A 12834-nucleotide genomic window follows, 5' to 3' on the forward strand; every position below is an offset into this window, starting at 1 on the left:
TTATGGCAAAACAATCAGCAATAGAACAAGACGGATCAATCATTGAAGCATTATCAAATGCGATGTTCCGTGTGGAGTTAGAAAATGGACATATCGTGATTGCTCATATTTCCGGAAAGATGCGTATGCATTACATCAAATTATTACCTGGTGATAAAGTGAAACTGGAAATGAGCCCTTATGATTTGTCAAAAGCAAGAATTACTTATCGATATTAAAGGATATTCACTATGAAAGTTAGAGCATCAGTAAAAAAGAGAAGTCCCGAGTGCATCATTGTGCGTAGAAAAGGGAGATTGTACGTAATAAACAAAAAGAATCCTAGATTTAAACAAAGACAAGGATAATTATGGCAAGAATAGCAGGGGTAGATATCCCAAAAAATAAGAGAGGTGTTATAGCACTTACCTACATCTTTGGATTAGGAAAAAGTAGAGCTATTGAGATTTTAGAGAAAGCTCAAGTAAGCCAAGATAAAAAAGTTCAAGATTGGAATGATGATGAAATCGGAGCGATTCGTGACGCAGTTTCATTTTACAAAATTGAAGGAGAATTACGTTCTGAAGTTTCTTTAAACATCAAACGTTTAATGGATATTGGTTGTTATAGAGGTATCCGTCATAGATCTGGTCTTCCATTAAGAGGACAAAGAACTAAAAACAACTCTAGAACTAGAAAAGGTAAAAGAAAAACTGTTGCGAACAAGAAAAAAGCAACTAAATAATAAGTAATATGGCTAAAGCAACTGCAAAAAAACGTAAAGTTATCGTTGAATCAACGGGTGAAGCTCATATTTCTGCCACTTTCAACAACATTATCATTTCTTTGACTAATAAGAAAGGTGAAGTTATTTCTTGGTCTTCAGCTGGTAAAATGGGTTTCAGAGGTTCTAAAAAGAACACTCCGTACGCAGCTCAAATGGCAGCAGAAGATTGTAGTAAAGTAGCTCTTGAGGCAGGACTTAAAAAAGTAAAAGTTTATGTAAAAGGACCAGGAAACGGACGTGAGTCTGCTATCCGTTCTATTCATAACGGTGGAATTGAAGTTACTGAGATTATCGATGTTACTCCAATGCCTCACAACGGATGTCGTCCTCCAAAAAGACGTAGAGTTTAATACTCAAATTTAATTATAGTATAACCTAGATAGAATATACGATTATCGAAGGATAAGACCTGAATTCATAATCTCTATCTTAAACAATTTAAAATGGCAAGATATACTGGTCCTAGCACAAGAATCGCTCGTAAATTTGGCGAAGCAATTTTCGGAGATGATAAATCTTTCGAGAAAAGAAATTACCCACCTGGACAACACGGGATGGCTAAAAAAAGAGGAAAAAAATCTGAGTACGCTGTTCAGTTAATGGAAAAGCAAAAAGCTAAATATTCTTACGGAATTTTAGAAAAACAATTCAGAAATTTATTCGAAAAAGCATCAGCTACTAAAGGAGTTACTGGTGAAGTTTTATTACAATTATGTGAAGCAAGATTAGATAACGTTGTTTTCAGAATGGGTATTGCTCCTTCTAGAAGAGGTGCTCGTCAAATCGTATCTCACAGACACGTTACTGTTAATGGTGAAGTTGTAAATATTCCTTCTTACCACCTTAAGCCTGGTGATAAAGTTGCAGTTCGTGAAAAATCTAAATCTTTAGAAGCTATCGAACGTTCTTTATCAAATTCAAGTCATGTTTACGAATGGATTACTTGGAACAATGATCTTAAAGAAGGAACTTTCGTTTCTGTACCTGCGAGACTTCAAATTCCAGAAAACATTAAAGAACAATTAATCGTAGAGTTGTACAACAAATAATAATTGACTTAGTCGAAATTTATGGCAATATTTAATTTTCAAAAGCCCGATAAAGTTATCATGATCGATTCAACCGATTTTGAAGGTAAATTCGAATTTAGACCTTTAGAACCTGGTTATGGATTGACTGTTGGTAATGCACTTAGAAGAGTTTTGCTTTCAGCATTAGAAGGTTATGCAATTACATCTGTTCGTATCGAAGGTGTAGATCATGAGTTTTCTACTATTTCAGGTGTTGTTGAGGACGTTACCGAAATTATCCTTAATCTAAAGCAAGTACGTTTCAAACGTCAGATTGAAGATATCGATAATGAAGCAGTTACAATTTCTGTTTCTGGTAAAGATCAATTAACAGCAGGTGATTTTCAAAAATTTATTTCAGGTTTTCAAGTTCTGAATCCAGACCTTGTTATCTGTAATTTAGATTCAAAGATCAAATTGAACTTCGATTTAACAATCGAAAAAGGTAGAGGATATGTTCCTGCTGAGGAGAACAAAAAACAGAATGCAGCAATTGGTACTATTTTTACAGATTCTATTTTTACTCCGGTAAAAAACGTAAAATATGCTATTGAAAACTTCCGTGTGGAACAAAAAACAGATTACGAAAAATTAGTTTTTGAAATTAAAACTGATGGTTCTATTAATCCAAAAGATGCCCTTACTGAAGCTGCTAAAGTTTTAATTCACCACTTCATGTTATTTTCTGACGAAAGAATTACACTCGAGGCTGACGAAATTGCACAAACAGAATCGTATGATGAAGAGTCATTGCATATGAGACAATTGCTTAAAACTAAGCTTGTTGATATGGATTTATCTGTGAGAGCATTAAATTGCTTGAAAGCGGCTGAAGTTGATACACTTGGTGATTTAGTATCGTTCAATAAAAATGACCTAATGAAATTCCGTAATTTTGGTAAAAAATCTTTAACTGAACTTGATGAACTTGTTGCAGTTAAAAATCTAACCTTCGGAATGGATTTAGCTAAATACAAATTAGATAAAGAATAATTCAATCCGCTGCGGCGGATTAAATTTAAAATAGCAATGAGACACGGAAAAAAATTCAATCACTTAAGCAGACAGACTGGACATAGAAAAGCTATGTTGGCTAATATGGCTTGTTCTCTTATCGAGCACAAACGTATTAACACTACTGTTGCTAAAGCTAAAGCGCTTAAACAATTCGTTGAGCCTTTAATCACTAAATCAAAAGAAGATACGACTCACAACCGTCGTATTGTTTTTGCTTACCTACGTAGTAAATATGCGGTAACTGACTTGTTCAGAGACGTAGCTGCTAAAGTTGGTGACCGTCCAGGTGGATACACTCGTATCATTAAAGTTGGAAATCGTTTGGGAGATAATGCTGATATGGCAATGATCGAACTTGTAGATTTCAATGAACTTTACAATGGTGGTAAAAAGGAAGTTAAAAAAGCAAAAAGCCGTCGTGGTGGTAAAGCAAAAAAAGCTGAGGATACTCCAGAAGCTCCAGCTGCTGAATCAGAATCGACTACTGAAGCTTCTGAATAATTATGAAAGTAATGATTCTATAGAAATCAAGGATAAACTAATTTTTAGTTTATCCTTTTTTTTTGATTTTTTTTAAAAGGAAATCTAACTTATTTGAATTTTTAGGTTTCATTTTTATGAATGAAATTTTTAAAAAATCTTGGAGACACTCTTTTAAAGAAGTAAATTTGCAAAATATCTAATTACAATTGAAACAGGCTTCGCCGGTTTTATAGGACGATTAAAAACAATACAATTAAAGAATGAAATACACTACACGTCAAAGCGCCATTTTATTACTAAGTGATGGAACTATTTTTCATGGAAAATCTATCGGAATTAGCGGTAAAACTTTTGGAGAAGTTTGTTTTAATACTGGAATGACCGGATACCAGGAGATCTTTACTGATCCTTCTTATTTTGGACAAATTATGGTGGCTACTAACACGCACATCGGAAATTATGGGGTTAATGATTCAGAAGTTGAATCAGATTCTATAAAAATTGCCGGTTTAGTTTGTAAAAACTTTAGTTTTAATTATTCCAGAGAAGATGCTTCCGGTAGTTTGGAAGATTATTTTACAAAACAAAATCTAATTTGTATTTCTGATGTTGATACACGTGCATTAGTAAGTTACATTCGTGATAATGGAGCTATGAATGCTGTTATTTGTACAGATGGTACTGCTGTGGAAGATTTAAAGAAAGAGTTGGCAAATGTACCCAACATGGAAGGTTTAGAATTGGCATCGAAAGTTTCCACTACTGAGCCTTATTTTTTTGGTGATGAAAACGCTACTTATAAAATCTCTGCCTTAGATCTTGGTATTAAAACAAATATCCTTAGAAATCTGGCTAAGAGAGATTGTTACATAAAAGTATTCCCATACAATTCAACTTATAAAGATTTGGCTGCGTTTAATCCGGATGGATACTTCTTGTCAAACGGGCCTGGTGATCCGGATCCGCTTTTCGGGGCGATTGAAGTAGCAAAAGAAATTCTGGCGAATGATAAACCCTTATTTGGGATTTGTTTAGGGCACCAGGTAATTGCTTTGGCTAATGGAGTTCAGACTTATAAAATGTTTAACGGGCACCGAGGAATAAATCACCCTGTAAAAAATGTCATTACAGGAAAAGGTGAAATTACGTCTCAAAATCATGGTTTTGCTGTTAATAAAGAACAATTAGATAACCACCCGGATTTAGAAATTACACACCTGCATTTGAATGACGGAACTGTGGCAGGGATGCGTATGAAAAACAAAAATTGTTTTTCAGTACAATATCACCCGGAAGCAAGTCCTGGTCCTCATGATTCTTCTTATTTGTTCGATCAATTTGTAGAGAACATCAAAGAGGCTTCTGCTAAAACGATATAGTTAATAAATAAAGGTTTTTAATAGTTAAAATGCGTATTTTCTATTGGATATTTTTATAATTTCGAAAAAAATATATAATTTATTAATAAAAAAGTAAAAATAATGAGTATTATAATTAAAATTCACGCAAGACAAATTCTTGATTCCAGAGGTAATCCTACTATTGAAGTTGATGTAATAACTGAAAACGGAGTTTTAGGTAGAGCAGCTGTTCCTTCTGGAGCGTCAACTGGAGAGCACGAAGCGGTTGAATTACGTGATGGTGGTAAAGCTTACCTTGGAAAAGGTGTTTTGAATGCAGTGAATAATGTAAATACTGTTATTGCTGAAGAGTTAGTTGGAATTTCTGTTTTTGAACAAAATGTGATCGATCAAACCATGATTGATTTAGACGGAACTCCAAACAAATCTAAATTAGGAGCTAATGCAATTTTAGGAGTTTCTTTGGCTGCTGCAAAAGCGGCTGCTAATGAGCTTGGATTGCCTTTATACAGATATGTAGGTGGTGTTTCTGCTAATACATTACCTGTACCGATGATGAACATCATTAACGGTGGTTCTCACTCTGATGCGCCAATCGCATTTCAGGAATTTATGATTTTCCCTGTAAAAGCAACTTCTTTTACACATGCGATGCAAATGGGAACTGAGATTTTTCACAGTTTGAAAAAAGTATTACATGATAGAGGTTTAAGTACTGCTGTTGGTGATGAAGGAGGTTTTGCTCCAAACTTAGCCGGTGGAACTGAAGATGCTTTAGATACCATCAAAAAAGCGGTTGAAAATGCAGGATATTCTTTCGGAGACGAAATTATGATTGCACTTGACTGTGCTGCTTCTGAGTTTTATGTAAACGGTAAATACGATTATACTAAATTTGAAGGAGAGACTGGAAAAATCAGAACTTCTGAAGAGCAAGCGGATTATTTAGCGGAACTTGCTGCTAAATATCCAATTATCTCTATCGAGGATGGTATGTACGAAGATGACTGGAATGGATGGAAATACTTAACAGAAAAAATCGGTGATAAAGTGCAATTAGTTGGTGATGATTTATTTGTTACTAATGTAGAGCGTTTGTCTACAGGAATTCAAAAAGGTATTGCCAATTCAATCTTAGTAAAAGTAAACCAAATTGGAACTTTAACAGAGACTATTGCAGCTGTAAATATGGCTAAAAATGCAGGGTATACTTCAGTAATGTCTCACCGTTCAGGAGAAACAGAAGATACTACAATTGCAGATTTAGCAGTGGCTTTAAACTGTGGTCAGATTAAAACAGGTTCAGCTTCTCGTTCTGATCGTATGGCAAAATACAATCAATTATTGAGAATTGAAGAAGAATTGGGAAGTACTGCTTATTTCCCTGGCTTAAATGCTTTCAAAATCAAATAATTGTAAACAATTATAGACTATATTTAAACCATCCGTTTTTACGGATGGTTTTTTTTTGGAGTTTTAACAAATTCATAGCAGGATTCTTTTTTTAATTAGTCTTAAATTCCTTAGATTTGGTAAATTATTATTTTAAAGATTTATTTCCGATATATTATGTCAAAAACAGCTACATTAGAAGTAGATGGTAAGAAAATTGAACTTCCGGTAATCACTGGGAGTGAAAATGAGTCTGCTGTCGATATTAACAAATTACGTGATTTAACTGGCTTCATTACGCTTGACCCAGGATATAAAAATTCAGGATCTTGTACAAGTGAGATTACTTTCTTGGATGGAGAACTTGGGATTTTGCGTTACAGAGGATATTCAATCGAAGATTTAGCTGAAAAAGCAAGTTTCCCTGAAGTATCTTATCTTTTAATTTTTGGTGAATTACCAACAGCCCAACAATTAGCTCAATTTGATGCTGATATTAAAAAGCATACTTTGGTTAACGAAGAAATGAAGAACATCATTGACGGTTTTCCAAAAACGGCTCACCCAATGGGAGTTTTGTCTGCTTTGACAAGTGCTTTAACCGCCTTTAATCCAAAAGCTGTAAATGTAGAGAACGAAAAAGAAATGTACGAAGCTATCTGTAAAACTATAGCTAAGTTTCTTGTAATCGCTACATGGACGTATAGAAAAACAATGGGGTATCCATTGAACTATTATGACAATACACAAGGGTATGTAGAGAACTTTATGCAATTAATGTTTAAATTGCCTACAGGACCTTACGCTGCAAATCCTATTATTGTTAATGCATTAGACAAATTATTTATCTTACACGGAGATCACGAGCAAAACTGTTCAACCTCTACGGTAAGAATGGTTGGTTCGTCTCATGCCGGATTGTTTGCTTCAATCTCTGCAGGTGTTTCTGCACTTTGGGGGCCACTTCACGGTGGCGCTAACCAGGCAGTTCTTGAGATGCTGGAAGAAATTAACAAAGATGGTGGAGACACTGATAAATTCATGGCGAAAGCCAAAGATAAAAATGATCCTTTCCGTTTAATGGGATTTGGTCATAGAGTTTATAAAAACTTTGATCCAAGAGCAAGAATCATCAAAAAAGCAGCTAAAGAAGTATTAGAAACTTTAGGTGTTGAAGATCCGATTTTAGAGATCGCTAAAAAGTTAGAGGCAGCAGCTTTAGAAGATGAATACTTCAAATCAAGAAATTTATATCCAAACGTTGATTTCTACTCTGGAATTATATACAGAGCCTTAGGGATTCCAACAGATATGTTTACGGTGATGTTTGCTATTGGTAGATTACCGGGCTGGATTGCGCAATGGAAAGAAATGCGTGAGAATAAAGAGCCAATCGGAAGACCAAGACAAATATACACTGGACATCCGTTGAGAGACTTTAAGTCAAATAAATAAAAACATTTTAAAGCTTCACCTAACTGTGAAGCTTTTTTTATCTTTGTTCAAAATACAATAAAGTTATGTTGCAATTAAATGTAAAGAACGAAACGTCAAGATTACGTGCTGTAGTTTTGGGTTCAGCGGTTCATAATGGGCCAACTCCATCCTTAGAAGAGGCTTATGATCCTAAATCATTGGAACATATTAAAGCAGGAACCTACCCTCTTGAAAAAGATATGGTTGTTGAAATGGATGCTTTTAATGCTGTTTTTCAAAAATATAATGTAACGGTTTATCGTCCTGAGATGATAGAAAATTACAATCAAATTTTTGCGAGAGATATAGGGTTTGTTATTGATGATACTTTCGTGAAATCTAATATTTTACCGGATAGAGAGCGAGAATTAGATGCGATTCAATATGTAATCGACCAAATGAATACTTTAAAGGTGGTTCGTCCACCGGAAGAAGTTCATATCGAAGGTGGTGATGTGATGCTTTGGAACGATCATATTTTTATAGGAACCTATAAAGGCAGTGATTACAAAGATTATATTACAGCTCGTACCAATATGGAGGGTGTAAATTATATTAAAGAATTATTTCCAAACAAAATTGTTAAAGAGTTTGATCTGGTTAAATCTAAATTAGAAGCCAGAGATAATGCTTTGCATTTGGACTGTTGCTTTCAACCTGTTGGAAAAGACAAAGGGATTATTTACAAACGAGGCTTTCGTGAAGAAGCAGATTATTTGTATTTGGTAAACCTTTTTGGAAAAGAGAATTTATTTCATATCGAAAGAGACGAAATGTATCATATGTTTTCTAACGTATTTTCTATTGATGCCGATGTAGTGGTTTCAGAAAAAAACTTTACCCGCTTAAACAATTGGTTGCGTGCAAATGGTTTTACAGTTGAGGAAATTCCATATGCTGAAATTGCAAAACAAGAGGGATTGTTAAGATGTTCGACTTTACCATTAATTAGAGATTAAAAAGTAGTTTCAAGTTTCAGGTTTCAAGTTCACAATAATTTGAAACCTGAAACTTGAAACAAAAAAAATATTAAAACATGAAACAAACAACGAATGCAATTGTAATGATTCGCCCTGTTGCTTTTAGAATGAATGAGCAAACGGCTGTCAATAATTATTATCAAAAAGTTTTGGACGGACTTTTACCGAGTACAGTAAATGCAAAAGCACAACAGGAATTTGATGTTTTTGTTGAGAAATTGAGAGCTGTAGGGGTTGATGTTACCGTTATAGAAGATACTTTAGAAACAGATACTCCGGATAGTATTTTTCCAAATAACTGGGTTTCGTTTCACGAAAACGGAGACGTGGCTTTATATCCAATGTTTGCAGAAAATCGTCGTCAGGAGCGTCGTGAAGATATTTTAGATACACTTGAAGACAAAGGTTTTGAAATTGCCAATATAATGGATTATACCTCGGCAGAAGAAGACGGTATTTTTCTTGAAGGTACCGGAAGTTTGCTTTTAGATCGTGCCAACGGAAAAGCCTATTGCGCTTTGTCGCCTAGAGCAGATGAAGAATTGTTTATCGAATTCTGTGAAGATTTTGATTATGCTCCGGTGATTTTTGAAGCTTTTCAGACCGTTGACGGGGAACGTAAATTAATTTATCACACCAACGTAATGATGTGTTTGGGTGAGACTTTCGCTGTTATTTGTGCCGATTGCATCGATGATAAAAAAGAACGTAAAATGGTTCTGGAGAATCTAAAAGCAGATAACAAAGAAGTTATTTTGATTACGGAAGCTCAGGTAAATAATTTTGCAGGTAATATGCTGGAAGTTAGAGGAACTGATGATAAGAAATATCTTGTCATGAGTGCTTCAGCTCATCAGAGTTTAACACCAAAACAAATTGCACAGTTAGAAGCTCATGCTGAAATTTTAAGTTCAAGCTTAGATACAATCGAAGCGTGCGGTGGTGGAAGTGCAAGATGTATGATGGCAGAGGTGTTCTTGCCAAGAAGTTAAATTTTATAATTTTCAATAAAAAAATTCCAAATTCCAAAAGCTGAATAGTACAGTTTGGAATTTGGAATTTTGTGTTTTTGGATTAATCGTTAAGCTTAATTTGACTTGTAAACTTCAGGATTATATAATTCCATGTAGAATTCAGGATTGGGTAATTTTGTAAAATTGTATTTTTCGTAAAGCCATTCAGCTGTAGACGTCAATAAAATCCAACGGCGTAAACCTTGTAAATTAGGATGGTTCATTACTTGTTCCATCAAGGCTTTAGAAAGTCCTTTTCCTCGATATTCTTCCAATACATAAATGTCGCCCAAATATCCAATAGTAGCAAAATCTGAAATTACCCTTGCAAAACCAATTTGTGTGTTTTTATAGAACAATCCAAAATTTAGAGAATTTTCAATAGAAGTTTTCATGGTCTCAAAAGGAATACCATCACTCCACCCGGATTTTTTTGATAAGAAATCATGAATGGCATCAAGATCCAATTTGTTTTTATCGGTTGTAATAGTGAAATCTCCAAAAGAGAAATTAATTTCTTTCATTTTTTTTCGGCTAGAATTAAAGTAAACAACAGATTTACATCAAATTTCCTTTTACAATATTGATAATCGAACTCACGATATATTGAATTCCGATAGAGATTACAATAAAACCAACAATTCTAGAAATAGCAACAATTCCCGAAGCACCTAAAATTCTGGCAAGATAATGAGCACTTTTTAATATCGCAAAAATCGCTATTGCAATGGCTGCAATAGCCAAAGTCGAAATAATAATTTCATTCATTTCGTGATGCTCCTGATAAAAAGCAATTAATAATGACATAGAACCCGGACCGGCGAGCATCGGAATTGCCAAAGGAGTCAAGGCAATGTCGTTTCGTTGTTGCGCTTCGTTTTCAATCTTTTTGTTAATACCTCTTTTCTTGTTGAATTTTCCGGAGAGCAAAGAGAAACCTGAATTTACGATTACAATTCCACCGGCAATTCGTAGCGCATCAATACTAATTCCGAAGAAAGTCAATACGTATTGACCAATGAAATAGGAAACTAATAAAATGATAAAAACGTTGATCGCCGTCCAAAGTGAAATCCTGGAACGTTCTTTTTGAGAATCGTGCTGTGTCAGTCCAACAAAAATCGGCACGGTACCGATTGGGTTTAGAACCGAGAAAAGAGCAGCAAATAAATAAATGAATAAATCCATATTGTTTGGGTTAGTAGGGTAAAAATAGTCTTTTTTTAATATTTGAGTGTAAATTTATGGTGAGATATTGCTTTTTTATTGTTGTTAAGTCTCTGCTAAATTACCTGAATTTAGCTCGTACTTTTTGATTACTTTTGTACGATATTTAAAAATGATGAAAAATAAAAAAACTTTAGTTCTGGGAGCAACTACAAAACCGGAGCGTTATGCTTTTAGAGCTATAAATGCATTAGTTGAAAAAGGACACACCGTTTTGGCAATAGGTCAAAATACAGGCGAAGTTGCCGGGGTGAAAATTTATACAAAAGCGATTCCTGTTAAAAATATTGATACTATTACCTTGTATTTGAATCCGGCACGTCAGCGTGATTATTATAATTATATTGTTGAAGCACAGCCAAAGAGGGTGATTTTCAACCCTGGTTCTGAGAATCCGGAGTTGTATCAATTATTGGAACTGAATAATATTAAAGCAGAAGTTGCTTGTACATTGGTTTTATTAGCTACAAATCAATATTAATTCACTTTTTCGATACCGATTGATTTTTGGTGCCTCAAGGCCGCTAAATTATTAAAAACAGTATTTTTGTCGTCATGGAATTTTCATCAAAACTAATAGAAAAAGCAGTCAACGAAATGTCGCAATTGCCAGGGATTGGTAAACGTACGGCATTGCGCTTGGTCTTGCATTTATTAAAACAGCCTAAAGAACAAACCGGTTTTTTATCTCAGGCATTGTTAAACATGCGAGAGGATATTAAATTTTGTAAAAGCTGTCATAATATTTCAGATACTAAAGTTTGTGAAATTTGTGCTAATGTGGCAAGAAACCATGAGTTGATTTGTGTCGTTGAAGATATTCGTGACGTAATGGCTATTGAGAATACGGGTCAGTACAAAGGTATTTATCATGTTTTAGGAGGGAAAATTTCCCCGATTGAAGGTGTTGGACCCAGTCAGCTAAATATTACAACTTTGGTCGAAAAAGTAAAATCCGGAAAAGTAACAGAGCTTATTTTTGCACTAAGTTCAACGATGGAGGGTGATACAACGAATTTTTATATCTACAAGCAAATTGCGGGGTTTGATATCATAGTTTCTACAATTGCTAGGGGGATTTCTGTTGGAGACGAATTAGAATACGCAGACGAAGTTACACTTGGAAGAAGTATTTTACACCGTGTCCCGTTCGAAAAAACTTTCAAAAACAACTAAATAGAGTCAATAAAAAGCTAGATTTCCTGAAGATTAAAGGAAAAGCTATATTTGCGGATAAAATATTAATAATGACAAAGAAAAGTTTTTATATATTACTATTAATTAGCACAGTATTTACATCTTGTATTCCTGTAAAAGATCTGGTGTATTTGCAGGATAAAAATACTTCGGGAGAACAAAATACAGTTGCTGCCGTTGAATCTAAACCTTACAGATTGCAGGTAAATGATGTTATAAGTGTTGATATTAAAGCAATAGATCCCAAATTAGTTTCCATTTTTAATAAAAATGATGGTGCTGCAGCGGCGTCCGGGAAATCAGAAGGAGCTTTGTATTTTGATGGTTTTACAGTTGATGATCATGGAAATATAAGAATGCCAATTTTAGGAGAGCTAAATGTTATTGGATATACACTTGAAGAAGTACGAGTGATGATTGAAAAAAAATTACTTGAAGAATATTTTAAAAGTGAGGCCAATATTTTTGTAACAGTAAAATTGGCAGGTTTCAGATATACGATAAATGGTGAAGTAGGAAATGTAGGGACTAAAACATTGTTTCAGCCACATGTAAATATAATGGAAGCGATTGCAAATGCAGGAGATATTACAACAGTTGGAGACAGAAAAGCAGTAACAGTAATTCGTCAAACCCCGACAGGAGTTCAGATGCATGATATTGATCTTACCGATGTCAATGTGATGAAATCTCCTTATTATTACTTACAGCCTAACGATTATATTTATGTGAAGCCTCTAAGGCAAAAAACATGGGGGACTGGGCAGACAGGAATACAGTCTATAGGTACTGTTATTACTTTGTTGTCATTGGCAACAACAGTTTATTTGATTCTTAAAAATTAAAACTCAG

Annotated in this window: 17 protein-coding genes; 15 read left to right on the forward strand and 2 right to left on the reverse strand. The window is 34.4% G+C overall.

Annotated features, from left to right (window positions below):
• The first annotated feature begins 2 nt into the window (after positions 1 to 2).
• From infA to ctlX, 12 genes are all read left to right on the forward strand, one after another.
• Positions 3 to 218: a translation initiation factor IF-1 gene (infA, locus tag ACHRV3_RS09920; RefSeq protein WP_007136545.1), complete on the forward strand. Its 216-nt coding sequence runs from the start codon at positions 3 to 5 to the stop codon at positions 216 to 218.
• A 12-nt stretch (positions 219 to 230) separates the two neighbouring features.
• A complete protein-coding gene (gene ykgO / locus ACHRV3_RS09925; protein ID WP_072945378.1) occupies positions 231 to 347 on the forward strand; it encodes a type B 50S ribosomal protein L36 in 117 nt (38 codons plus the stop codon).
• A gap of 2 nt (positions 348 to 349) precedes the next feature.
• A complete protein-coding gene (gene rpsM, locus ACHRV3_RS09930; RefSeq protein WP_012022478.1) occupies positions 350 to 724 on the forward strand; it encodes a 30S ribosomal protein S13 in 375 nt (124 codons plus the stop codon).
• An 8-nt stretch (positions 725 to 732) separates the two neighbouring features.
• Positions 733 to 1116: a 30S ribosomal protein S11 gene (gene rpsK / locus ACHRV3_RS09935; RefSeq protein ID WP_007803677.1), complete on the forward strand. Its 384-nt coding sequence runs from the start codon at positions 733 to 735 to the stop codon at positions 1114 to 1116.
• 93 nt (positions 1117 to 1209) lie between these two features.
• Complete coding sequence (gene rpsD, locus ACHRV3_RS09940; protein ID WP_035619621.1) at positions 1210 to 1815, forward strand: 30S ribosomal protein S4; 606 nt, start codon at positions 1210 to 1212, stop codon at positions 1813 to 1815.
• Positions 1816 to 1836: 21 nt separating this feature from the next.
• On the forward strand, positions 1837 to 2829 hold the full coding sequence (locus ACHRV3_RS09945) for a DNA-directed RNA polymerase subunit alpha (RefSeq protein ID WP_026109818.1): 993 nt from the start codon (positions 1837 to 1839) through the stop codon (positions 2827 to 2829).
• A gap of 36 nt (positions 2830 to 2865) precedes the next feature.
• Positions 2866 to 3354: a 50S ribosomal protein L17 gene (gene rplQ / locus ACHRV3_RS09950; RefSeq protein ID WP_047774292.1), complete on the forward strand. Its 489-nt coding sequence runs from the start codon at positions 2866 to 2868 to the stop codon at positions 3352 to 3354.
• A 242-nt stretch (positions 3355 to 3596) separates the two neighbouring features.
• On the forward strand, positions 3597 to 4715 hold the full coding sequence (carA, locus tag ACHRV3_RS09955) for a glutamine-hydrolyzing carbamoyl-phosphate synthase small subunit (RefSeq protein WP_395434502.1): 1119 nt from the start codon (positions 3597 to 3599) through the stop codon (positions 4713 to 4715).
• 102 nt (positions 4716 to 4817) lie between these two features.
• Entirely contained in the window at positions 4818 to 6110 is a 1293-nt protein-coding gene (gene eno, locus ACHRV3_RS09960; protein WP_047774288.1) for a phosphopyruvate hydratase, read from the forward strand.
• A 156-nt stretch (positions 6111 to 6266) separates the two neighbouring features.
• Entirely contained in the window at positions 6267 to 7544 is a 1278-nt protein-coding gene (locus ACHRV3_RS09965; RefSeq protein WP_047774286.1) for a citrate synthase, read from the forward strand.
• A gap of 65 nt (positions 7545 to 7609) precedes the next feature.
• Positions 7610 to 8524, forward strand: a complete 915-nt coding sequence (locus ACHRV3_RS09970; protein WP_395434503.1) for a dimethylarginine dimethylaminohydrolase family protein — start codon at positions 7610 to 7612, stop codon at positions 8522 to 8524.
• Between the two features lie 77 nt (positions 8525 to 8601).
• Positions 8602 to 9537: a citrulline utilization hydrolase CtlX gene (gene ctlX, locus ACHRV3_RS09975; RefSeq protein WP_395434504.1), complete on the forward strand. Its 936-nt coding sequence runs from the start codon at positions 8602 to 8604 to the stop codon at positions 9535 to 9537.
• 95 nt (positions 9538 to 9632) lie between these two features.
• Here the strand turns inward: ctlX and ACHRV3_RS09980 are convergent, their stop codons facing one another.
• Positions 9633 to 10082, reverse strand: a complete 450-nt coding sequence (locus ACHRV3_RS09980) for a GNAT family N-acetyltransferase (RefSeq protein WP_395434505.1) — start codon at positions 10080 to 10082, stop codon at positions 9633 to 9635.
• A 34-nt stretch (positions 10083 to 10116) separates the two neighbouring features.
• Entirely contained in the window at positions 10117 to 10746 is a 630-nt protein-coding gene (locus ACHRV3_RS09985) for a MarC family NAAT transporter (RefSeq protein ID WP_047774278.1), read from the reverse strand.
• A gap of 154 nt (positions 10747 to 10900) precedes the next feature.
• On the opposite strand from ACHRV3_RS09985, the gene ACHRV3_RS09990 reads away from it, so the two are divergent.
• From ACHRV3_RS09990 to ACHRV3_RS10000, 3 genes are all read left to right on the forward strand, one after another.
• Positions 10901 to 11266 (forward strand): CoA-binding protein, encoded by a 366-nt coding sequence (locus ACHRV3_RS09990; protein ID WP_047774276.1) that lies wholly within the window; start codon positions 10901 to 10903, stop codon positions 11264 to 11266.
• A gap of 74 nt (positions 11267 to 11340) precedes the next feature.
• Entirely contained in the window at positions 11341 to 11961 is a 621-nt protein-coding gene (recR, locus tag ACHRV3_RS09995) for a recombination mediator RecR (RefSeq protein WP_395434506.1), read from the forward strand.
• 71 nt (positions 11962 to 12032) lie between these two features.
• Positions 12033 to 12827, forward strand: coding sequence for a polysaccharide biosynthesis/export family protein (locus ACHRV3_RS10000; RefSeq protein ID WP_395434508.1), 795 nt, complete (start codon positions 12033 to 12035; stop codon positions 12825 to 12827).
• The last annotated feature ends 7 nt before the right edge of the window (positions 12828 to 12834 follow it).

Source organism: Flavobacterium sp. FlaQc-49 (genome assembly GCF_044005985.1).
Lineage (GTDB): Bacteria > Bacteroidota > Bacteroidia > Flavobacteriales > Flavobacteriaceae > Flavobacterium > Flavobacterium cupriresistens.

What these genes read in the sequence shown, in the direction of transcription:
- infA (WP_007136545.1), top strand. Translation starts at nt 3, where the DNA reads ATGGCAAAACAATCAGCAATAGAACAAGACGGATCAATCATTGAAGCA.
- rplQ (WP_047774292.1), top strand. Translation starts at nt 2,866, where the DNA reads ATGAGACACGGAAAAAAATTCAATCACTTAAGCAGACAGACTGGACAT.
- ACHRV3_RS10000 (WP_395434508.1), top strand. Translation starts at nt 12,033, where the DNA reads ATGACAAAGAAAAGTTTTTATATATTACTATTAATTAGCACAGTATTT.
- ACHRV3_RS09965 (WP_047774286.1), top strand. Translation starts at nt 6,267, where the DNA reads ATGTCAAAAACAGCTACATTAGAAGTAGATGGTAAGAAAATTGAACTT.
- rpsK (WP_007803677.1), top strand. Translation starts at nt 733, where the DNA reads ATGGCTAAAGCAACTGCAAAAAAACGTAAAGTTATCGTTGAATCAACG.
- eno (WP_047774288.1), top strand. Translation starts at nt 4,818, where the DNA reads ATGAGTATTATAATTAAAATTCACGCAAGACAAATTCTTGATTCCAGA.
- ykgO (WP_072945378.1), top strand. Translation starts at nt 231, where the DNA reads ATGAAAGTTAGAGCATCAGTAAAAAAGAGAAGTCCCGAGTGCATCATT.
- rpsD (WP_035619621.1), top strand. Translation starts at nt 1,210, where the DNA reads ATGGCAAGATATACTGGTCCTAGCACAAGAATCGCTCGTAAATTTGGC.
- carA (WP_395434502.1), top strand. Translation starts at nt 3,597, where the DNA reads ATGAAATACACTACACGTCAAAGCGCCATTTTATTACTAAGTGATGGA.
- ctlX (WP_395434504.1), top strand. Translation starts at nt 8,602, where the DNA reads ATGAAACAAACAACGAATGCAATTGTAATGATTCGCCCTGTTGCTTTT.
- ACHRV3_RS09980 (WP_395434505.1), bottom strand. Translation starts at nt 10,082, where the DNA reads ATGAAAGAAATTAATTTCTCTTTTGGAGATTTCACTATTACAACCGAT.
- ACHRV3_RS09945 (WP_026109818.1), top strand. Translation starts at nt 1,837, where the DNA reads ATGGCAATATTTAATTTTCAAAAGCCCGATAAAGTTATCATGATCGAT.
- ACHRV3_RS09970 (WP_395434503.1), top strand. Translation starts at nt 7,610, where the DNA reads ATGTTGCAATTAAATGTAAAGAACGAAACGTCAAGATTACGTGCTGTA.
- ACHRV3_RS09990 (WP_047774276.1), top strand. Translation starts at nt 10,901, where the DNA reads ATGAAAAATAAAAAAACTTTAGTTCTGGGAGCAACTACAAAACCGGAG.
- rpsM (WP_012022478.1), top strand. Translation starts at nt 350, where the DNA reads ATGGCAAGAATAGCAGGGGTAGATATCCCAAAAAATAAGAGAGGTGTT.
- recR (WP_395434506.1), top strand. Translation starts at nt 11,341, where the DNA reads ATGGAATTTTCATCAAAACTAATAGAAAAAGCAGTCAACGAAATGTCG.
- ACHRV3_RS09985 (WP_047774278.1), bottom strand. Translation starts at nt 10,746, where the DNA reads ATGGATTTATTCATTTATTTATTTGCTGCTCTTTTCTCGGTTCTAAAC.